This window comes from Rhodoferax antarcticus ANT.BR (assembly GCF_001938565.1).
In the GTDB taxonomy this organism is placed as follows: Bacteria; Pseudomonadota; Gammaproteobacteria; order Burkholderiales; family Burkholderiaceae_C; genus Rhodoferax; species Rhodoferax antarcticus.
Map to the genome: position 1 here is coordinate 484,740 of NZ_MSYM01000013.1, position 20,221 is coordinate 504,960.

Sequence of the window (20,221 nt, forward strand, 5' to 3'; positions counted from 1 at the left end):
GAATGAACGCTGCATGAGCACATTGGTTTTATTCAACTACGACTGGGATCAGGTTGGTTTTGCGCGCAACGCGCCCAGCTATCCTTTTGAAACCGCAGGTTTTGATCTGTTTAACTTTCCAAGCAACGCGCATCTGGTGGGGTTTGATTTGCAGCGCTTTGTGGATCGGCTGGCGCGCCAGGCCCGCCGCCGTGGCTGGACAGCGGTGGTCTCCAACCACGAGCAGTTTGGCGCGCTGGCCGCCGGGCTGCTGGCCGAGCGCATGGGCTGGCCGGGCACGTCGGTGGCGGCGGTGCTGGCCTGCCAGCACAAGCTGTATGCGCGGCAAATGCTGCAAGAAGTCTGCCCTGAGGCCAATTGCGACTTTGCCCCCTTGGACGCCGACTATGGCGCCCCGGTGCCTGACGGCCTGCAGTACCCGACGTTTGTCAAGCCGGTGAAAGCGGCGTTTTCGGTGCTGGCGCGCACTGTGCAAAACCAGTCCGAGTTGCACGCGCACACGCGCTTTGGCTTTTGGGAACTGTGGGTGATCCGGCATCTGGTGGAGCCGTTTGAGCGCATTTCGCAAGCGCGCCTGCCCCAAGCCGGTAGCGCCCACCACCTGCTGCTGGAAGAGCCGGTGGGCGGCGCCCAATACAACCTGGACGGCTATGTGTTTGCGGGCGATGTGCGCCTTCTGGGCGTGGTGGACGCCATCCACTACCCCGGCACCCAGGCCTTTATGCGGTTTGAGTACCCCAGTCGCTTGCGCGAAGCCCTGCAGCAGCGCGCGCTGGAGGTTGCGCGGCGTTTTCTAACCCATGTGGGCTTTACCCACGGCCTGTTCAACATGGAATTCTTTTACGACGAAGCCACCGACCGGCTGACGGTGATCGAATTCAATCCACGCATGGCGGCGCAGTTTTCTGACCTGTATTTGCGCGTGCGCGGTATTGACCTGCACCGCTACGCGCTGGCCTTGGCCCACGGACAAGACCCGGCCACCTTGCCGCTGGCGGTGCCCAGCGCGGGTGCTGCGGCAAGTTTCGTTTACCGCAGTTTCTCAATCGATACACAGGTGAGCCAACCCACCGCCGCGCAAAAAGAAGCCTTGCTGGGCGCCTACCCTGATGCCTTGCTGTTTGAGTTTCCCAAAACACCGAGCCAGATCGCGCGTGATTTCAAATGGCTGGGCAGCTACCGCTACGCCATCGTGCACCAGGCCGCGGTCGATGCGACAGCGCTGCGGCGTGACTGCGAGGATGCCAGTCGTCTGCTAGGCTGGCCTGCGCCGTATGCTGAGCCGTATGTCGAGCCTGATATTGAGCCGTGTGCCGAATCTGATGCCGACAACCCGGCAGTGGCGCATGATGAGCTGCCTGAGGCAGCGCTGGAAAAGCACTCTGACAAGGCGGCTGACGGTGCCCCCCGTAGTGGCCATTTGGCACTGACCAGCCAGTCTTGAGGCACTTTTTGCTACCCTTGCGCCACCTTCCAATCCCTTTTTCAGGAGACAATTTTATGAAACCCATGTCCTGGTTGCGCCGCATAGCGGCTGTGGCGTTGCTGACCTCGCTGGTGGGCTGCGGCGCCATGATGGCGCAAAACCCGTCGGGCAATTACCGTCCGGTCAATGCCGTGTCCGACAACCCCGAAGCGCGCTTGCTGCTCAAGGGCGCTGACGTGACCGCCTACTTCACCCAGGGCAAGTATGAGCAGGGCAGCCCGCAGTTTCGCAGCAGCTACGAGGGCGTTGACTTTCGCTTCGCCAGCGCCCAGACCAAGGCGCTGTTTGACCAAGAGCCCGCTAAATATCTGCCGCAGTACGGCGGCTACTGCGCCAACGGCCTGGTATATGGCATTCCCTGGGGCGGCGACGCCAACACCTTCAAGCTGATCGACGGCAAGCTGTATGTGTTTGGCGGACAAGGGTCCAAAGACGCGTTTGAGCTGGATGAGAAGACCAACCTGGCGCTGGCCGACAAATACTGGACCGAAGAAGTCAAGGGCAGCAACAGCCACCTGCAGCGCCTCAAACGCATGGTTTTCCGGGTGCCGCATTACAAAAGCGGTGACGAGCTCGCCAAGCTGGTCGCCGCCGCCAAGGCCAAGCCCTGATCGTCAGGGTGGCCTGTTTTATAAGCGAAATTGCCCTCTGGCCCTTGTGCAGTAAGCGCGAGCAGCTATCAAATTTATGAATCGGCGCGGGTCTCTGGCTGCTCTGGGTTGTGGTGCCGCCGCCGCTCTGGGTGGTTGTTCGCTGGAAACTGAGGAGGAGCGTGGTGGCAAACCCGCTCAATCCCCGCTGGCAGACGCCGACACCCCGGCTCAGGTCAACACCGGGCGCAGCTACCCGCTGGCCTGGTGCTTTAGTTCGGGCGGCCCGCGCGGCTTTGTGCATGTGGGCGTGCTCAAGGCACTGCATGAGTTGGGCCTGACGCCCGATCTGGTGGTAGGCAGTTCGGTGGGTGCGCTGGTGGGGGGCTTGTATGCAGCGGGCATGCCCATGGCGCAGATGACAGCGCTGGCGCTGGAGGCCAGCGTCATCAGCCTGTTTCGGCTGAACATCATGGGTCCGGGCTGGATCAATGTCGCCGGCGTGGCGGACTTGGTCAACGACGCGGCAGCGGGCAGGCGCCTGCAGCACTTTCCCACGCCGTTTGCGGCAGTGGCGCTGGCCCAGGGCAGCAACACTTTGATCGCTTTCAACTGGGGTAACGCCGGGCTGGCGGTGCAGGCCGCGTGCAGCATAGAAGGCCAGCTGGCGCCGGTGCGACTTCGCGACCAGACTTACCTCGACGCCGACCTCGTCAGCCCGATGCCGGTGCGCCTGGCCAAAAGCCTGGGCGCGCAGCGTGTGCTGGCCATCGACGCTTCAGCTTATGAAGACCAGGCGCCGCCGGGTGCCGAAAGTTACCGTGAATCAGACCTGCGCAAACGCGCACTCACCGAGGCAGACGCCCGCCACGCCGATCTGGTGCTGCACCCTGAATTTGGTTACTACACCGGGGTCAGCCGCGAGTACCGCGAGCGCACCATTGAAGCGGGTTACCGCCAGACCCTTTTGCAGTCGAAGCCCTTGCTGAGGTTGCATAGTTCGCAATGAATTTAATTGGGTTCAGATTGCTTTGTCGCACAGGCATGTGCTCGCGCAGATTTTGTTGGTAGTTGGAAAGTTTTGGGGACATGAGAATCCGGTTTTCACCCGCTTGGAAAGCGCATCAAAGCCGTCCGAATCACCAAAACCGCTAGCCAGGTTGGTCCTTGGGGCGGCTGACGATTTCTGGTACCCCAGTATGACGGATAGGACATCCAACCGCATGAGGCCAAGTATCGCACCCCAAACCGTCCTGGAAAACCGGGGTTTTCCTGAAATGACAGTCTGAATCCCCCAGAATCTGCGCCCCATCAGCGCCGGGGTCGACTCCGATGTGCTCCAGAATTTTGTGAATGTCGGCACTGAAGGTGGTGAAGGTGGTGAAGGTGGTGAAGGCAATGATGCGCATCTGGCCCCCACACATCGGGCAGATCAGCGGGAACACTATCGTAGATACGCGCAACCAGCGCGGCCCACAGGTCATGCGATGGTGGGCGAGGTTTGGGGGTGGCTTGTGGCTCAGGTGGGGCTCTGGCGCCTGCAGGCGTGACCACGGGGCTGTTCTCGACCACTTGCGCTGGCGGCACCAATTGGGCGATGCGGTTGATCAGCTCCAGGGGTGTGAGCACCAGTTCACCCGAGTACTTATCGGACTGCAGCGGCTCTGTGTGGCCTTTGCCACAGCGGTAAACCAGATCAGCGCCGCGCGGCGCGCAAGCATCGGCCAGCAACGGCGCCGGCGTGATCGATCTCGATCGCGACTACTGGGGCTTCAACGCACGCTGGCGCTTGCAGACCGAGTGGCGCAGCGGGCAGCTCAATCTGAGCGCCGGCCTTGCGGGTGACCGGCAGCCCGACCTGCGCCAGGGCTTTGAGAACTTTGTCGGCTCACCGCTCAACCAATCCTTGGGCGTGCCGGGAAGACTCAAGCCCGACGAGACCAACCGCGCCACCACGCTTGACGCGTACCTTCGAGCGTCCTGGCAACGGGAAGACTGGACGTTGGAGGGCGGCCTGCGCCGTGTCAACGCCCGCTATAGCTCAGACGAAGTGTTTCTGGCCAACGGCAACCAGAGCGGCGCGACGCGTTTTAGCGGCTGTCTGCCCGTGGTCGGTGTGCGCTGGCAACTTGCGCCCCAGTTATAGGCCCACGCCGCTATCGGTCGCGGGCTGGAGACGCCCACGCTCAACGAAGCCGCTTACCGCACCGACGGAGGGACCGGGTTCAACACCGACCTTATCGCCTCGCGCACCACCAGCGCCGAGTTCGGCCTGCGCGGGCGCAGCGCGGCGGGCCTGTGCAACGCCACGCTGTTCGACATCTGCACGTGCGACGAAATCGTTTCAGCCGGCACATCCGCAGCGGCACCGCCAGCATCCCCGCCGGCAACCGCCTGCCGGACATACCGGAGCAGCAGCTGTTTGCGCAGGTGGACTGGTCGCCAGACCTCGCTACCAGCATCGGCGACGTGTTCACGCTGGAGGCCCGGCGCACCGGCCGAATGTTTGCCGACGATGCCAACAGCGCCCAGGCCAAGGCATACACCCTGCTGGGCCTGGCCGCGCGTTTCGAACAAAAGACCGGTGCTTGGACCTGGCGCGGCGGTTTTGAATGGGCTCAATAAAGGTTGCGCTCAAAGTCCCAGTTCAGGTCCAAGTGAAACATGCTTTCCAGCAAATCCTTCATGGCAACACCTGGAGCACTTGGCTCGCTGAGGTCAGGACCAGCCCACAGATTGCGCTAACCGATCCGCTTGCACGCTTGAGATCCGCGCAGCCGGTCAGCTCTTCGCGGCCGTCACCAAGTGCTCGTGGTCCGACAGATCCATGATGTCCTCGTTGCTCTTTTTCCAGGTTGCCCGCTCCTCGTCGTTTGCGCGTGGCGAGAACCAGCCGGTGACCGCGTAGAGCATGCCGATCAGGGGCGCTGTCCAGCAGGCAAAAGCCAGCGGGATGTACAGCAGGTTCACCAGCTGGCCGTCCATGATGCCCAGGCCCAGGGCGCTGATGACGAAGGCGCCGCCGGCGTTCCACGGAATCAGCGGGCTCATCAGCGTGCCGCCTTCCTCAATCCCGCGGCTCAGGTTCAGTGTGGAATAGCCCATGCCGCGGTAAAGGGGCGCGTACATGCGCCCAGGCAGCGCGATCGAGATGTAGGGGTCGCCCGCCACGAGGTTGGTCGCGAACGAGGTGCCGATCGCCGAAACTTGGACTGCAGCAAAACCCTTGGTGCGGGAGATGATGCTCAGGATAATCGCCTCCAAGCAGCCGGTGCGCTCCAGCGCGCCGCCAAAGCCCAGTGCGATCAGCATCAGCGAGATGGTCCACATCATCGACTGGATGCCGCCGGCATTGAGCAGCTTGTCAATCTCGGCCACGCCAGTGTCGATGGCGAAGCCCGACTGCGCAAAGGTAAAGACATCGTGCAGCCCCACGCCTTGGTAAAAAATGGCAACCAGCGCGCCCACCACCACGCCTGAGAACAGCGCTGGCAGCGGTGCAATGCGCCTGAGCGCCAGCGTCACCACCAGCAGCGCTGGCAGCAGCGCAATCCAGCTGATCTGAAAGCGCGTGGCAAGCCCCGTCGTGATCGCTTCAATCGCGCCGAAAGAGGTCTCCACAGGCTCGATCACCAGAAAGCCCACCGCCAGGTAGATAACCAGCGCAATCAGCATGGCCGGCAAGGTGGTCGCCATCATGTTTTTGATGTGGTCAAAAACGTTGACGCCGGTGACGGCAGAGGCGAGGTTGGTGGTGTCCGACAGCGGGGAGATTTTGTCGCCAAAGAACGATCCCGAGACGACGGCACCGGCGGTCCAATACATCGGAATGCCAAAGCCGGCACCGATGCCCATCAGCGCCAGCCCGACCGTGCCCACGGTGCCCCAGCTCGTGCCCAGCGACAAAGAGACGACAGCGCAGAGCACCATGGCAGCAGCCAGGAAGATCGACGGGTTCAGCAGCGTGAGCCCGTAGTAGATCAGCGTGGGCACGGTGCCCGAGGCGATCCACACGCCGATGATCATGCCTACGACGATCAGCACCGCAATCGACGGCAGCGCGACGTGGATAACATGGAACACACCCTCGCGGATGTCGGGCCATTTCTGGCCTCTGACCACACCCAGCACCGCGGTGATCGCCAGGCCGATGGCCAGCGGGATGTGGGGCGTGAAGTCGTTGTAATAGAAGAGCTGCACCGCCAGCAGGCCCAAGGTGAGCAACACCGGCAGCAGCGCCAGAGGCAGCGAGGGCAGGGTTTGTGTGGGGGTTTTTGTGGCTTCGGTCATCGCTGGGTCCTTTGCAGTTTTGGCTGTGCATCACTGTCAAGAAGGACAGCTGTCTCGTGTGGGTCCGGCTCAGTGCAGTGTTGGCGCATCCGCCAGGGTTGGGGAACGCCGCGTTTTGAAAAAATTTGTAGCGCTGTAAGAAAGCCAATGCCTGCCACTGTCATCAGACGGCCCATGATTTGCGCTGTGTGGGCCAGCGTCTGTGCGATAGCGCACTCAGGGGTGTCCACATCAGGGTTTGCCACCGCAGCACCACCTCGCAAGCAACCACCGGCCTTTTCAACGCACTGGTCAGGGCGGGTATCACGGCAGAAAACTACCCCTTCTGCACCATCGAGCCCAATACCGGCGTGGTCGAGGTGCCCGATCTGCGGCTGGCGCAGCCGTCTGCCATCGTGGAGCCGGAGCGGGTGGTGCCGGCCATCGTGGAATTTGTGGGCATCGCCGCTCTGGTGGCGGGCGCGAGCACCGGCGAGGGTCTGGGCAACAAGTTTCTGGCCCGTATCCGCGAGACCGACGCCATTGTCAACGTGGTGCGTTGCTTCGAAGACGACAACGTGATCCACGTGGCCAACAAGGTCGACCCGATCGCCGACATCGAGGTGATCTTGACCGAGCTCTGCCTGGCCGACTTGGCGGCGGTGGAAAAAGCCATCCACCGCGTGAGCAAGACAGCGCGCTCGGGCGACAAGGAATCGGTCAAGCAGCTCGCTCAGTTCTTCCTGATCACGGCCAGGCCCGCGACGTTCGTGGCCAACGTGGCCGAAGACGGCTTCGAGAACAACCCGTTTCTAAACCGGCTCACGGCGTTTGCCGAAAAGCCATCTGCGCCAAGATCGGCCTCCCCTTGAACGATGCCAGTTCGGCGAGTCTCACTCCCGTCGTTGTGTCAGTCGTGAAGATCGCGCAGCGCCTGCGTCGCCACCATGAAGGCGGTCTCGACGTCAAGCAGATCGTCCGGTTCAGGGACAGCTTCTCGCGCGGCTCTGACAATCATGCCGGCGTGGCGCTGAAGGCAGACCATGTCCGGCGCACTTTGCACGTGTCCTGCAACTTGGGTGATGGCATCGAGCATGCGGATCGCCACTGCAGGGTTCGAACGGGCGCTTTGCCTGATTTGGTTGAAGGCCGCGTCCGCGATCCCTACAAACGAAGGCCCCGGCGCCACCAGACGCAGCCGCCCGTGAGAGTCGAACCGCAGGGCTGACGGCATGTCGCACCGGGCCAGACGGCACAGACCCGACCCGAGTCGATCCACGCAGGCGATCGCGGTGAACGGATCGTTGATGCCCGGGGACAGTGCCCGCACGGCGATCTCGACCAACTGAAGGAAGGAGAACTCGACATCCTGGGCGGCGGTGCGCTGGTTGCCGAGCACGAAGGCGGCGTTCATCTTGTCGACCAGCGTTTCAGTGACCCGGTCCCCTGGCCAGACCATCACCATCGCCCGCCCTTTGACGAGGTAGTGCCCGGGCCGGCGCTCAAGGCGAAGCAGCAAATCTTCCTCGTCGGCCAAGGCCATCAGGGCGTCGGCGTCAATCAGCTGGAGATAGCCGTCTTCGAGAGCGCCCACAGGGCGGGCCTCGCTTGCGAACGCCTCCGGCAAGCTGGCTTCGCTTGGCCCTTCTGAAACTTCCGATCCAGGCTTGCCCAAGTGGCCGGGAAACAGCCTGTCAATCCCGTCCGTCAGTTCCTTGGCGACCCGTCCCACGACCTCATCGGCCTGGATCGAGACCGAGACGTGATGGATGAAATAGATCAGCACGCCGATGCTGACCATGGCCAGCATCACGCCAATGCTGACGGACAGATGCGGCACGAAGGCCAGCTCGTCTGCACGCCGGATGGTGCGCAGCACCAGCAGGCAGTACACGAAGGTGGCCACGAAGGTGCCCAGCACCACCTGGTTGGCGGTGTCGCGCATGAAGTTGCGCAGCAGGCGGGGGCCCAACTGGGACGAGGCGAGCGACAACGCCACCAGCGTCATCGAGAACACCGTCCCGGCGATGGCGATCATCGACCCGGCCACGGTGCCCAGCAGCAGGCTGGCACCTTCGGCGCCACCGGAATAAATCCAGCCTAGGCGCTGCATCCAGCCCTCATCGATGGCCTTGTCGAGTGCGGCTTTGTCAAGCTCGACGGCGCCGATGGCCAGTGCCACGGCCAAGCACGCCATGACCGCTGGTACGAACCACAAACTGGATCGAAGGCGATCCCAATATTTCAGCAGCAATGCTTTCATGAATGCCTCACTTCAATCGGTTGGCCTCGAACGAAGCGCCCATGCCGACGCTGAACGGGCCATCCCTACAGCGTAAATTCTCGAACAGACGCGCTGCTCGTCCATCTTCAGCCAGGCCTGCAGATCGGCCACAAGTTGATCGCCGGACGCGCCCGAGGGCTTGCACAGCTGCTGCAGTTGTTCTCGCATCGCGACCAGCTCGGCAAGCGTCAGGCTTTGCGCGAGCGCGCACGACACCTGGGTGCACTGGCCGCGTCGAGCCGAGCCGCAACTGCGGCCGGACCTGGCGCACGGTGGCCAGCCCCAGCATTTCGAGGCCGCGGATGCAGCCCCAGCCGAAGTTGAACTCATGGCGGCACACCGACAGCTTCGCCGTAGTTGGATAGGTGTGATGGTTGTTGTGCAGTTCCTCGCCGCCGATCACGATGCCCCAGGGCGAGATGTTGCGGCTCTCGTCAGCGGTCTCGAAGTCGCGATACCCGCTCCAGTGGCCGACGCCGAGGAAACTGTGCGGCGTGTAGAGCTTACGCTTGAGCCAGTCGTCGGGCGTCCCAGTGCCGAAACGGTCGAGCATGTGTTGGTCCTCCGCAGCGGCCGCAGAAAGCTCGCTGCCGCGCAGCAGCACGGCGGCGGTGCCCCGGGTCTGCGGGCTGTGCGAGTCCTGGGGCGTCTTGCAGGCTGAATGGTGCTTTCTGTGCACCGCAACCCATTTGCGTGTCACGATGCCGGTGCTGAGCCAGAGCCAGCATCGAAAAAATGTGCAGGCAGCGCATGCAGCTCGACTGAGCGATGCGCCTGGCTGCGGCGCAGAAAAATTGTGACCGCGGCGATCGTGATGTGCGTTGTCACGAGCGTATAGGCGACGATCTGCCAGCCGCTGAAACTGCCAAGTCCGTGCACGAGCCAGTCGAAGAGCGCATCTTGCAGTGTGGCCAGAAGTTCGGTCATATATATCGGGAATTCTCAATGATTCAGCGTGGTTTGCGGGTGCAGTGTTACTTGGTCGAGCGGACCGCCTTTTCCACCTCGCTGAGTTTGGCGTCGTTCGGCTCGCCCTCGACGCGCGCGATGACCTTGCCCTGCGTGTTCAGCACGAACACGAATGCCTTGGCACTGTCGCGCGGGATGTTAAAAGCGTTTTCGAGGCTCGACTCGTTCAAGATCCAAGTCTGGTCAAAGTAGCGCGCCGGGATTTTTTCTTTGGCCTTGCCGATCGCGTCTTCCTCGCTCATGAAAAACGGCAGGTCGATCGCGAGCACGTCTCGGATGCGCACCCCGCTCTGGTCGATGTTCCTGCGCAGCGCTTCGACCCACAAGCGGGTGTCCTTGGCGGCATCCGTGCTTGGCGTGACGATCAGGATCGTCGGCTGGCCGATCAACTGGGCGGCGCTGACTTTTCCCCCAGTCAGGGCGGTTGCCGTGAAATCGGGGATCGGGCTGCTTGAGAGCTGCGACCAAGCGCCGACCGGTGCCAGCAGCACAAGCAGCAAAAGTGCACGCGTGATGGATGTTTTCATACGGGTTCTCCTTTATGCCTTGCTTTGAAAGGACTGGTTCGCACTGCTCAGTCCTGGATCTGCCGGGCACTGTCATTTCAACGCGATCGCCTGCACGGCGTTCTGCTTGCTGCCGGAGCGTCGTTCAATGAGCACGTTGATTTCCGAGCCAAACAGGATGGCCAGGCCTGCGATGAAGAGCCACAGCATCAGCATGATCACCGCACCAACGCTGCCGTAGGTGGAGGCGAGGGTGCCGACGTTTTGGGCATACTGGGCAAAAGCCAGCGAGGCGACCAGAAGCACCGCCACGCCGACAACGCTGCCCGCCGTGATGAACCTGAAGCGTTGCCTGACGTTCGGGGCCAGGTAGTAGATGAGGGAGAACGCCAGCAGCAGCGCGGCCAGGATGACCATCCAGCGAAAGACCGTGAAGAATGCCAGCAGCGCGCCGCCGATATTGAAACGCGCGCCCAGCCATTCCTGGATCTGGCCGCCCAGAACGATCAGCGAGAAGCCGCCCACCACCAGCACCACAAACAAGAGGCTCAGCGAGATCGCCACGAGCCGGGCCCGCAGAAAGCCACGCCCCTCTTTGACGCCGTAGGTGATGTTGAGCTGCTGCATGATCGCGTACATGCCGCTGGAGGTGGCCCATAGCGCAGCGAGCAAGCCAAACGAAAGCAGGCCACCGCGTTGTTCTTGTGTGACCTCTTGAACGACACCCGTGAACATCTCGGCGGCGCTCGCCGGCAGGGCCTGGCGCAGCAGATTCATGATGGCCTGATCGACGTTCGCGATCGGCAAATAAGGGATCACCGCCAGCACGAAGATCATCGCGGGAAAGATCGCCAGCATCAGGTAAAAGCCCAGCACCGCAGACCCGTTGAGGATGTTGTCGTCTTGGGTTTCTTGGTACAGCTCTTTCAGAAACTGTTTGCTGGTCGCAAGCGTTGTCATCCGTCTTCTCCTGCCTGATCTGATGGAGATTCACTTGCCTTTTTGAATCAGCGCTATACCGTCTGCTCAACGGCGCTCAAGCCCCAGAAGTGCGCGATGTGGCGGGTCGAGGAGATGCCGACTTCAAGCATGTACTCGCCGCTGGCACCGACGCCCTCGGCGCCTTCGGTCTCAAGCGGCGTGCCATGTCCCATTCCGGTGATGTTGTATTCCTCGATGACTTCACGGCCGCTGGCGTCACACCAGACCTTCCGTGGATAGCCATCCACCGTTTCGGTCCGCGTCGGCGGACCCTCAACATCGTGGATCCCCTGCCATTGCCGAACGATTGCATCGGCATTGGAAGAATCCACGGTCTGGTCCAAGCTGCCGTGCCAAACGGAGATCGTTGGCCAGTTTTTGACGTTCTCCGATGCGTCGCGCACCAGGGCCTCCAGTTTCGAGTCGGAGGGCCCGCCATATCCCTTCATTCGAAAAAGGGCTTGCATCAGGGTGTTGGCGCTTCGATATGGAAGCCCGGCAATGATGGCGCCGCCCGCGAACACATCTGGATAGGTGGCCAGCATCACCGATGTCATGGCGCCACCAGAGGACAAGCCGGTGATGAAGATGCGATCGGGATCAACACCGTGTTCTTCGACGACCTGTTTGATCATCTGGCGGATGGAAAGGGGTTCTCCCCCGTCGCGATGACTATCGCCCCACTTGAACCAGTTGAAGCTGCGCAACGCGTTGTTGGAGGGTCTCTGTTGAGGAAGGAGCAGCGCAAAACCATACTGGTCTGCGAGGGCGGACCAGCCTGATCCGTGGTCGTAGCCCTCGGCAGTCTGCATGCAACCGTGCAAAACGACGACGAGCGGGGCACCTTTCCTAAAGTTATCGGGTACGTATGTTTCTTCCTTTAGCGATCCGGGGTCCGAACCGAACTTCCTCACGACGGTTAAGTTGCTGCCAACAGGCTTCGAAGATGCCATCAGTGGGCTCCTTTGTTTGGTTAGGGGGGGCACTATGCGAGATGACTTCAAGACGGCCTATGTCGGCACTTTCGGCTTGCTGATGTACCGCAGCCACGACAGGCATCGCCCAACCACCTTCGACAGCCGTTTCTAGCGAAGGCGTTCACTTGCGCGATCTTCTTCTGGGCTGCCTCGTCGGCAGGTCTCGTGCGTGCAAAGATGATCAAGGGGTCCACCACCAGGAGCCATGCGGAGATACGCTTCCGATGAGCAAGCAGCCTGTCGGCGTCCACGTTATGGTTCTGCGCTGGTCTTCCAATTGGGCAGGGACCGATCAGCCCATGCCCACGTAGCCCAAAATGAACATGACGATGACCACGACACCGACGATCCAAATGATGCGATTCATAGAAGCTTTCTGCCGAGACGGCGATGTCTAAGGAACGACAGGCACACTTTGCTTGGGTGCCCACTTTGAATGTCCAGCTTAGGTTGTCGCGCTCCGTAGGACTGTGCGGTGCCGAACATTGGCTCGAAAAAAGTCACTGAATTTCCAGTGCGGCGCTTAGGGCACCGCCGCAGCTTGCGGGGCGGTCGTTGTTGTCGGCATCCTGGTTTCGCCCGACGCGGGGAGGTGGGGCTGTGTCTCGACATCTGCGCAGGTCGCAGCCCCGTGATGCCTAGTTCGTCGGCAAGCCGCGGCCTGGGCGCCTAGTCGACACTCAGACTCGGGCCGCGCGCAGTCGAAGTCCAAACTCCTGCAGGGCGCTGACGCCACTTTGCTCGGCCTCAGTGAGCCACGCTTGCAGATTGGCAACCAGTTGCTCGGAAGAAAAGTGGGTGCGGGTCCAGAGCATGCGCAGCTCGTCGCGTTTGGTGACCAGCTTGGCGAGACGGGGGCTTGATGCCAGCGCGCCCGCTACCTGCGCCTTGACCTTGTTCGGAATCATCTCGTCATCCCGATGCAGCCAGCGGCTCGCGATTCGCATGTCGGCGAGCTCGCTGGCTGTGCTTCCCTCGGTTTTGAGGCGACGCACCTCGGCGCGGCTGGCGCGACGCAGGCTTCGCGCGTAGTCGGCCATCACCTCGTACCGGTTGGCGATGACCGCCTCCAGCATCTTGTCGTCGGCGACGGCTTTCACAGCGCCAAACCGGAGCCTCGGCACTGTCTTGCGGACCGTTGCAAGGCCGAGCAGCTCCAGGCTGCGGATGTAGAGCCAGCCGATGTCGAACTCGTGCGGCTTGACCGACAGCTTGGCCGATGTGGGGTAGGTGTGGTGGTTGTTGTGCAGCTCTTCACCACCGATGATCAGCCCCCAGGGCAGGATGTTGCGGCTCGCGTCCGTTGGATCGAAATTGCGATAGCCCCACCAGTGCCCGATGCCGTTGACGATGCCCGCCGCGGTGATCGGAATCCAGAGCATCTGCACCGCCCACACGGTGGCACCGATGGCGCCGAACAGAAGCAGATCGACGATCAGCATCAACGTGACGCCTGCCAGGCTGAATCGCGAATACATGTTGCGCTCGATCCAGTCGTCGGGCGTTCCGTGGCCGAACTTGGCGAGCGTCTCCGTGTTCCTGGCTTCGCTGCGGTAGAGCTCGCTGCCTTTCAGCAACACGGTCTTGATCCCGCGCGTTTGCGGGCTGTGCGGGTCGTCCGGCGTCTCGCATCTGGCGTGGTGTTTGCGGTGAATGGCGACCCACTCCTTGGTCACAATGCCGGTCGTTAACCAGAGCCAGAACCGAAAGAAATGAGACGGGAGGCCATGAAGATGGAGTGCTCTGTGCGCCTGGGCGCGATGCAGAAAGACGGTGACCGCCGCGATCGTGATGTGCGTGACAACCAGCGTGAAGGCGACGATCTCCCAGCCATTGAATCCGGAAAATCCATGGGCCAACCAATCTATCAGGGCACCGAACAGATTCGAGAACACGCCCGCCTCGCTCCTGGCACTGCGTCAAGACGCCAACCGCAGGCCATCATCGGCTCGGGGACCGATAGGACATCTAACCGCATGAAGCCAAGGATCGCACCTTAATCCGTCCTGAAAAGGCCAGCGTCCCCTGAAACGACAGTCTGAATTCCCCAGAATTTGCGTCTACGCCTCTCAAACCACGCACCGGGCTGCCCACTGACACAGCCCTACCCCGGCGCAGTCGTCGCGCCCCCCTTTTGAGGTTCACCAGTCTGTGCGCTGATCGTCGAGATACTCGGGCGGTGATTGGTTTGCCAGATCTGAGTCCGGCTCAGCCTCAACACCTTCCCCCTGTTCCTGCGATTCCTGCGCACCACACTCAACCCACAGCGGCGGCCCGCGTGCCGGGGTGATACGGGGAGCTTCGGGGTCCACGCCGATGTGCTCCAGAATCTTCTGGATGTCAGCACTGAACGTGATGAAAGCAATGATGCGCATCTGGCCCCCGCACATTGGACACAGCAGCGGGAACACCTCGTAGATACGGGCGATCAGTACCGCCCAGAGGTCATGCGATGGTGGGCGAGGTTTGGCGTGAGCACCAGTTCACCCGCGTATTTGTCGGACTGTAGGGGCTCTGTGTGCCCTTTGCCACAGCGGTAAACCAGGACAGAGGCGCGCTGCTTGAGCCGGTCCATAGCGAAGGGTGGGCGCGCACAGTAGCGCGGTAGGCGCTCCAGCCCAGCGCGGTCTGGTGCCTCAATGCGCACCCCGACACCCTCCGAGAAGCCTCCGCCGTGGCTGCTGGAAGCTGCACGCTCGGCCATGTCTTTGGCGTCACAGGTCTCTAGGTGGCCGCGTGCCACAAAAGCGCGCAGGATGCGTTTGCGCACGTTGGCCCGCACGGTAGCGATGGCGCTCTCATCAAGACCAGTCGCCGCATGAAAAATCACACTCTGCGGTGCCGACTCCGGGCCTGGCTGGGGGTTGGCCTGTGCAGCAGCATCCGTATTGACGCTTTGCGCTATTGGCCCAGTAACAGCCTCAAACACCCCATCGACCACGCACACATGAAAACAAGCGAAGCGCAGTTTCGTGAGCCGCAGGCGAAAGGGCTACGCCCGGCAAAAGCACATGCGTGTTCAGGCTGGAGCCAAAGCGGTGGATAAAAGCGACGGCGCCCAGGTGCAGGCTGGCCGGGTCACACTGCGCGGCACCCGGGCAATGGCTTTGCAGACTCTGCTGCACCACCCGCAGGAAGATATGCAGCGCCGCATTGAGTGCGCCTTTGTCGCGCTGCAGGTAGTAGCGCAAGCCTTTGGGTACCGATAACACCCATTGGCGTACTGGCAGGCGCGGGAAAACGTGATCGCAAAGGTGCGCTGGCGCCTCGGCCATTCAGCGGGTGTTGCACAAGGGGTAGAAGCCACGGCCTTTGCAGGAGAAGGCGACCAAAAAGTCGTCCCCACAGTCGTCGCAACGGACGCGCGCAAAGCCGTGGGCAAAGATGCCTTATTCGAGGTATTGGCGAAACGCCTTCTCCACATACGCGGGCGGGGTGTGGTGGTCGCCTTGGCCGTCGAACTGGCCGGCGCTGGAGAGCTCAAGCAAGTTGGCGTTAAGGCCGTTGGCCAGGGCCACTGCCGCCGTGGAGACGCCGGGCCCACGGCAGGCGGCACTGACCTGGCGTTTGAATTCGTTGCTGTAGCGTGCGCGACGGCGGCCTGCGCCTGGATTTTGAAATTCTGGCGTGTTCACGTGTCCACCTATGTTGAAGTGGACACGATGCTCCTTATTTTTGTCTTTATCGGCAAGATGGCTTTGCTAGTCGCTTACGCCGCAATGAGCTCGAAGCTCGTTGCAGACTGTCCCCTGCGCAGCGACTGCCTGCCTTGGGTCGCGCTGGATCCAATTTTTAATCACCAAAACCGCTAGCCAGGTTGGCCCTTGAGGCGGCTGACGATTTCTGCTACCCCAGTATGAGGAAGCTGTCCCAAGGGACCGCCAGGCGGGTCGTACCCAAGAACTTGGCAACTGGTCAGACGGCACCGCGCTACCACCCAAAACAAGCGACGCCAAAAGACCGCGTGACCCACAAGCTCAAGCCCTAGTCAAACCAGTCAAACCAGCCCGGCCAGTTCTACAACTTCGCGCCAGGCGGCCAGCTTGCGCTCGAACGACCATCTGGCGTTGGCCGGGCTGGTGCAGGGAAGCTGTACCACCGGGAACCCCAGCGTTCGGGTGTGCCGGGCGTGGCGAAAGCTCTCGCCGCCGTTGTGGGCAATCACCCGTAATGCAGAGCAGCGCTTAACCAATACCGCCAGATCGTTGACTTGCGGGTGCTGAATGGCGCTGTCCAGGCTGCCTTGGCGTTCACAAGAGGCGTACACATCCCACAGCCCCAGACCTTGGCTGAGCAGAACGGCTCTACGTTTTTCATAGCTGTCAACGCTTATGCAATAAGGGCTAGAGGGCCAAATAGCTTGCAAGATTTTCCAGAAGGCGTTTTGTGGGCGGGCGTAATACTGCTGGCGTGCCAGCGAGGTGGCGCTGGGGAAGCTGCCCAGCACAAGCAGCTGGGTGTGGCTTGACACAAGCGGGGCCAAGCCATGCAATCGCAAGGGTTCAGTCACGGCCGAGAGGATAGCGCGTCAAACCCTGCTGCCCATTCTGACGACTCTGACGGATCTGCCGCTCAGACGCAGGTTTTCAAAAACAGATCACGGTCCGGCGCAAAGTGGGCGTGCAGCGGCATCAGCGCGCCGCCCAGGGCGCGGGCGTCTGGGCCTACCTCACCGGCGATCAGGTTGGCGCGCCACAAGCCTTCCCAGTTGTAGCGCTTCAAAGCGTGCTGGGTGGCGGTGATGAGTTGGGCGAGCAAGACGCGGTTGAACGAGCCGTCGATCACCACCGCATCAATGTCCAGAAAAGCCGTGCCGCTAACGACCGTGTGCGCCAGCGCGTTCGCGGCGCGTTCGACCCAGGCGCGGGTGTCTGGGGCATGGTCGGCTTGCAGGGCGCGGTCGTCGTAAGCGGCGAGTGGGTCGAGGCCGCGCGCGCTGAAGCGCTGCTCCAACTGCCACAACGAGGCGTAGCTGACGAGCTGTTCGGGCATCTGCTGGCTCTGTGCCAAACCTATCGGCAGCGACGCAATTGCGCCCGAGTTGCCATGCACGCCACCGTGCAACTGTGAGTTGATCACCAGCCCGCCGCCGACAAAAGTGTCGACAAACAGATACAAAAAATTCTTCAAGTCGCGCCCGCGTCCCGCCACCAGCTCGGCCACGCAGGCGGCTGAGGTGTCTTTGGCAAACGTCACCGGTAGCTCAGTCATGGCTTGCACTTGGGCGCGCAGGTCGATCTGCTGCCAGGCTTCAGACTGCGCTGGTGACAAGCCCAGCAAACGGTGCCAGCCACCTATCTGGAAAGGCACGGCCAGGCCAATGCCAACCAGCCGGTTTTTGAGAGGCCCCAGCGAATCGTGCAGTTCCTCCAGATGGTGGGCAATGGCAGGCAACAGCGCGTCAGTGCTGGGAAACAGGTAGTCCATGCGCTGGCGCTGGCGCACTTGCCCGGTGAAATCGACCAGCAGCCACTCGGCACCGCGGCGACCAATCTTGATGCCTATGGAAAAAGCGCCGTCGGGGTTCAGCGCCAGGGGGACCGACGGCTGGCCGATGCGCCCGCGCACCGCGCTTTGCTTGAGGATCAACCCATCATCTTCGAGGCGGGCGGTAATCAGGCCAATGGTCTGGGCGGTGAGCCCGGTCAGGCGGGCCAACTCGGCTTTGGGCAGGCTGGCGTTCAGGCGAATCGCTTGCAGCACCACACGCTCGTTGAACTGGCGCATGCCGACCTGGTTGGAGCCACGTGGACGCAGCAGGGCAATAGGTTCAGCCGCAGTGGATTTGGCGTCAGGGGCGAGCAGGGGGCCGATGCCATGGAACATGGTTTTGATTCTGTGGGGTTAACAGGGGCGTGCGTTGGTGGTACAGGCAGCGTTGATGTGCGGGACATCACGCTTTAAGATTCGGCGCGGGTGAACTATAGTTCTGCGAAAGTAATTAAATCAAGTTGTCTTAGTTATGGAAAACCCTGATATGTCAAAAACAGTTTCTTCGGCGCAAGTGGCTACCGCAGGCGAGGCCTTGATCGACATGATTGCTGGCGCTGATGGTCGTTTTGAGCCGTGTCTGGGCGGCGCTGTTTACAACCTGAGCCGCGCCTTGGCACGCCAAGGCATTGACACGCTGTACCTCAACCCCCTGTCCAAAGACCGCTTTGGTCGCCAGCTCGCCGCAGCGCTGCAGGAGGACGGCGCGCAACTGGCGGTGCCCGAGCCGGTGCAACAAGTCACCTCGCTGGCGGTGGTCAATGTGGATGCCAGCGGCCACCCGGATTACGCTTTTTACCGCGAGGGCGTGGCTGATCGCGCCACCAGCGCTGCGGCGCTGACCCAGGCCTGCAGCCAGATCGACAGCTTGCAACTGGTCTGCACCGGCGCGCTGGCCTTGTCGCCAGACGACGCCAACACCTATTTGCCCTGGCTGGCATCGCAGCGCCAAGCCGGCCGCACGGTGGTGATTGACGCGAACCTGCGCCCCTCAGTCATGCCCAACCTGGACGAGTACCGCCGCCACGTACTCACCACGCTGCAGTACGCCGACGTGATCAAGGCCAGCGACGAAGACTTGGCCTGCCTGGCTCTGGCGGGCGACAACGCGCTGGCGCAAGCCCGATATTTGTTGAAAACCAGCCGCGCCGGTGTGCTGGCCCTAACCCGTGGCGGCGAGGGCGCGGCCTTGGTGACCCGTTTTGGCCAACTGTTTGAAGCCCGCGAAACCGCACCCGTCACGGTGGTGGACACCGTCGGCGCTGGCGACTGCTTTCTGGCCGGGCTGGTGGTTGCAATGCTGGCCAACCGCGTCCCTGCCGATTGGGGTTGGGCAGCGGTGTCGACCGCTGTGGCGCACGAGTTGCTGGGCAGTGCGATTGCCAGCGCAAGTTTGTGTGTGATGCAGCGCGGCTGTGTACCGCCAACGCGGGCGCAGGTTCTAGAGCGTCTGGCCGAGGGTAGCGTCAGGTATTGATTGGGTGTTGACGCGAGACAGTTCATGGGGCGGTTCTTTGCTTATACGCTCAAAGCCGCTACTGATCGTGCGATCAGTGGCGGCTTGAACACCCTAGGTAGTGTTCTTGGCCGAGAACCGGATAAGCACGCGAGGTTCTTCGAATGTCCAAGGCGCTAGACGGTAGATAGGTGGGCATTCTTTGGACTTGCAGTGTTTCGTTGGCGCATAGGTCATGTGCGCGCCGAGAGCGTTGGCTGTCGAGCTGTTTTGGCGGCTCCGATTCCGGGTTTGTCCAATTCGGCGGGCCAGCCAAAGCCGCCCCAAGGGCCTGCCTGGCGGGTCGCACCGAAACGCTCCCAAAACACTGACCAGTCCATTAACAACCAAAAAACGCAGTTGACCCCTTCCAACCGCTAGCAGTTGCGTCCACCCTGCGCTACTCCTCATTTCGCCCTACGACCATACCGCCATATCCTCGTAAGCTATTTCGTTTAAAAATGCCCTCCAGACCTTATCCATCAAGCGCGAGTAGCTATTAAAAAATATTCAGTATGAGCATCCCAACCACCATCATCCTGCCCGACCTGTGCAGCCAGCGAATTACCGATCTGCTCGCCAGCGGCAGCCGCCGTATTCTGGGTATTGCCGGCGCACCCGGCGCGGGCAAGTCCACCCTGGTGCAGGCGATTGCCACGCAGTTTGGCGAGGCGGTGCAGCCAGTGCCAATGGACGGTTTTCATCTGGCCAACAGCGAGTTGCTGCGCCTAGGCAGACGTGGCCGCAAGGGCGCGCCGGACACTTTTGACGCCGCAGGCTATGTCAACCTGATGCGCAGGCTCAAGCATCACCCGCCGGACGAGGTGGTTTACGCCCCGGATTACCGCCGCCATGTCGAGGAAGCTATTGCTGGCGCGATCGCCGTCGACCCTGCCACGCCGCTGGTCGTCACCGAGGGCAATTACCTGCTGCTCGAAGACGCCCCTTGGAACCAACTGCCCGGCATGCTCGACGAGATCTGGTTCCTGGACGTGCCCGATGAATTGCGGCGCCAGCGGCTAGTGGCGCGGCACATGCGCTTTGGCCGCACGGAGCAGCAGGCGCTGGATTGGATGGCCAGTACAGATGAGCCCAACGCGCTGCGCATTACCCAAGGCAGGGTGCGCGCGGATGTGCAGGTGTCCTGGCATTAGCCGTATCCGCGCAGACGATC

At 61.8% G+C, this 20,221-nt stretch carries 18 protein-coding genes and 3 pseudogenes; 9 read left to right on the forward strand and 12 right to left on the reverse strand.

The window, feature by feature from the left end:
- Positions 1–13: 13 nt before the first annotated feature.
- The 3 genes from BLL52_RS11045 to BLL52_RS11055 all read left to right on the forward strand — a co-directional run bounded on the left by BLL52_RS11045 (position 14) and on the right by BLL52_RS11055 (position 3,085).
- Positions 14–1,444 carry an ATP-grasp domain-containing protein gene (locus tag BLL52_RS11045; protein WP_139313369.1) on the forward strand — a complete coding sequence of 477 codons (1,431 nt, stop codon included), beginning with the start codon at positions 14–16 and terminating at the stop codon, positions 1,442–1,444.
- A 56-nt stretch (positions 1,445–1,500) separates the two neighbouring features.
- On the forward strand, positions 1,501–2,097 hold the full coding sequence (locus tag BLL52_RS11050; RefSeq protein ID WP_241839128.1) for a YHS domain-containing (seleno)protein: 597 nt from the start codon (positions 1,501–1,503) through the stop codon (positions 2,095–2,097).
- A 76-nt stretch (positions 2,098–2,173) separates the two neighbouring features.
- Positions 2,174–3,085: a patatin-like phospholipase family protein gene (locus BLL52_RS11055; protein WP_075586708.1), complete on the forward strand. Its 912-nt coding sequence runs from the start codon at positions 2,174–2,176 to the stop codon at positions 3,083–3,085.
- A gap of 313 nt (positions 3,086–3,398) precedes the next feature.
- On the opposite strand, the pseudogene BLL52_RS22135 reads toward BLL52_RS11055, so the two are convergent.
- Positions 3,399–3,780 (reverse strand): annotated as a pseudogene (locus BLL52_RS22135) (IS91 family transposase); the annotation flags it as partial.
- A 37-nt stretch (positions 3,781–3,817) separates the two neighbouring features.
- Between BLL52_RS22135 and BLL52_RS11065 the strand changes: the two are divergent.
- Positions 3,818–4,222, forward strand: coding sequence for a TonB-dependent receptor domain-containing protein (locus BLL52_RS11065; RefSeq protein ID WP_075586710.1), 405 nt, complete (start codon positions 3,818–3,820; stop codon positions 4,220–4,222).
- Positions 4,223–4,404: 182 nt separating this feature from the next.
- Positions 4,405–4,701 carry a TonB-dependent receptor gene (locus BLL52_RS11070; protein ID WP_075586711.1) on the forward strand — a complete coding sequence of 99 codons (297 nt, stop codon included), beginning with the start codon at positions 4,405–4,407 and terminating at the stop codon, positions 4,699–4,701.
- 156 nt (positions 4,702–4,857) lie between these two features.
- Here BLL52_RS11070 and nhaC read toward each other — a convergent pair whose 3' ends face one another.
- Positions 4,858–6,366, reverse strand: coding sequence for a Na+/H+ antiporter NhaC (gene nhaC, locus BLL52_RS11075; protein WP_075586712.1), 1,509 nt, complete (start codon positions 6,364–6,366; stop codon positions 4,858–4,860).
- A 230-nt stretch (positions 6,367–6,596) separates the two neighbouring features.
- On the opposite strand from nhaC, the pseudogene BLL52_RS11080 reads away from it, so the two are divergent.
- A pseudogene (locus BLL52_RS11080) lies at positions 6,597–7,199 on the forward strand (GTPase); the annotation flags it as partial.
- A gap of 56 nt (positions 7,200–7,255) precedes the next feature.
- On the opposite strand, the gene BLL52_RS11085 reads toward BLL52_RS11080, so the two are convergent.
- The 8 genes and pseudogenes from BLL52_RS11085 to BLL52_RS21405 all read right to left on the reverse strand — a co-directional run.
- Positions 7,256–8,608, reverse strand: coding sequence for a DUF2254 domain-containing protein (locus BLL52_RS11085; protein WP_075586713.1), 1,353 nt, complete (start codon positions 8,606–8,608; stop codon positions 7,256–7,258).
- A gap of 7 nt (positions 8,609–8,615) precedes the next feature.
- Entirely contained in the window at positions 8,616–9,329 is a 714-nt protein-coding gene (locus BLL52_RS22140) for a fatty acid desaturase family protein (protein ID WP_075586714.1), read from the reverse strand.
- Positions 9,326–9,556, reverse strand: coding sequence for a hypothetical protein (locus tag BLL52_RS21020; protein WP_075586715.1), 231 nt, complete (start codon positions 9,554–9,556; stop codon positions 9,326–9,328). Before BLL52_RS21020 ends, BLL52_RS22140 begins: the two co-directional genes overlap by 4 nt.
- 47 nt (positions 9,557–9,603) lie before the next feature.
- On the reverse strand, positions 9,604–10,125 hold the full coding sequence (locus BLL52_RS11100) for a hypothetical protein (RefSeq protein ID WP_075586716.1): 522 nt from the start codon (positions 10,123–10,125) through the stop codon (positions 9,604–9,606).
- 72 nt (positions 10,126–10,197) lie between these two features.
- Positions 10,198–11,064, reverse strand: a complete 867-nt coding sequence (locus BLL52_RS11105) for a YihY/virulence factor BrkB family protein (protein WP_075586717.1) — start codon at positions 11,062–11,064, stop codon at positions 10,198–10,200.
- Positions 11,065–11,117: 53 nt separating this feature from the next.
- Entirely contained in the window at positions 11,118–12,038 is a 921-nt protein-coding gene (locus BLL52_RS11110) for an extracellular catalytic domain type 1 short-chain-length polyhydroxyalkanoate depolymerase (protein WP_075587206.1), read from the reverse strand.
- Positions 12,039–12,742: 704 nt separating this feature from the next.
- Positions 12,743–13,957, reverse strand: a complete 1,215-nt coding sequence (locus tag BLL52_RS11115) for a DesA family fatty acid desaturase (RefSeq protein ID WP_075586718.1) — start codon at positions 13,955–13,957, stop codon at positions 12,743–12,745.
- A 246-nt stretch (positions 13,958–14,203) separates the two neighbouring features.
- Positions 14,204–15,547: pseudogene (locus BLL52_RS21405) on the reverse strand (transposase zinc-binding domain-containing protein); the annotation flags it as partial.
- 150 nt (positions 15,548–15,697) lie between these two features.
- On the opposite strand from BLL52_RS21405, the gene BLL52_RS20775 reads away from it, so the two are divergent.
- Positions 15,698–15,874: a hypothetical protein gene (locus BLL52_RS20775; protein WP_158025689.1), complete on the forward strand. Its 177-nt coding sequence runs from the start codon at positions 15,698–15,700 to the stop codon at positions 15,872–15,874.
- A 185-nt stretch (positions 15,875–16,059) separates the two neighbouring features.
- Here the strand turns inward: BLL52_RS20775 and BLL52_RS11140 are convergent, their stop codons facing one another.
- Entirely contained in the window at positions 16,060–16,533 is a 474-nt protein-coding gene (locus BLL52_RS11140; RefSeq protein WP_420852626.1) for a DNA-deoxyinosine glycosylase, read from the reverse strand.
- Between the two features lie 101 nt (positions 16,534–16,634).
- Complete coding sequence (locus BLL52_RS11145; RefSeq protein WP_075586723.1) at positions 16,635–17,888, reverse strand: ROK family transcriptional regulator; 1,254 nt, start codon at positions 17,886–17,888, stop codon at positions 16,635–16,637.
- Positions 17,889–18,039: 151 nt separating this feature from the next.
- Between BLL52_RS11145 and BLL52_RS11150 the strand changes: the two genes are divergently transcribed.
- On the forward strand, positions 18,040–19,029 hold the full coding sequence (locus tag BLL52_RS11150; RefSeq protein ID WP_241839129.1) for a PfkB family carbohydrate kinase: 990 nt from the start codon (positions 18,040–18,042) through the stop codon (positions 19,027–19,029).
- A 533-nt stretch (positions 19,030–19,562) separates the two neighbouring features.
- The gene (locus tag BLL52_RS11155) at positions 19,563–20,201 is read left to right on the forward strand and encodes a nucleoside/nucleotide kinase family protein (RefSeq protein ID WP_075586725.1); all 639 of its coding nucleotides are present in this window, start codon (positions 19,563–19,565) and stop codon (positions 20,199–20,201) included.
- Positions 20,202–20,221 lie beyond the last annotated feature (20 nt).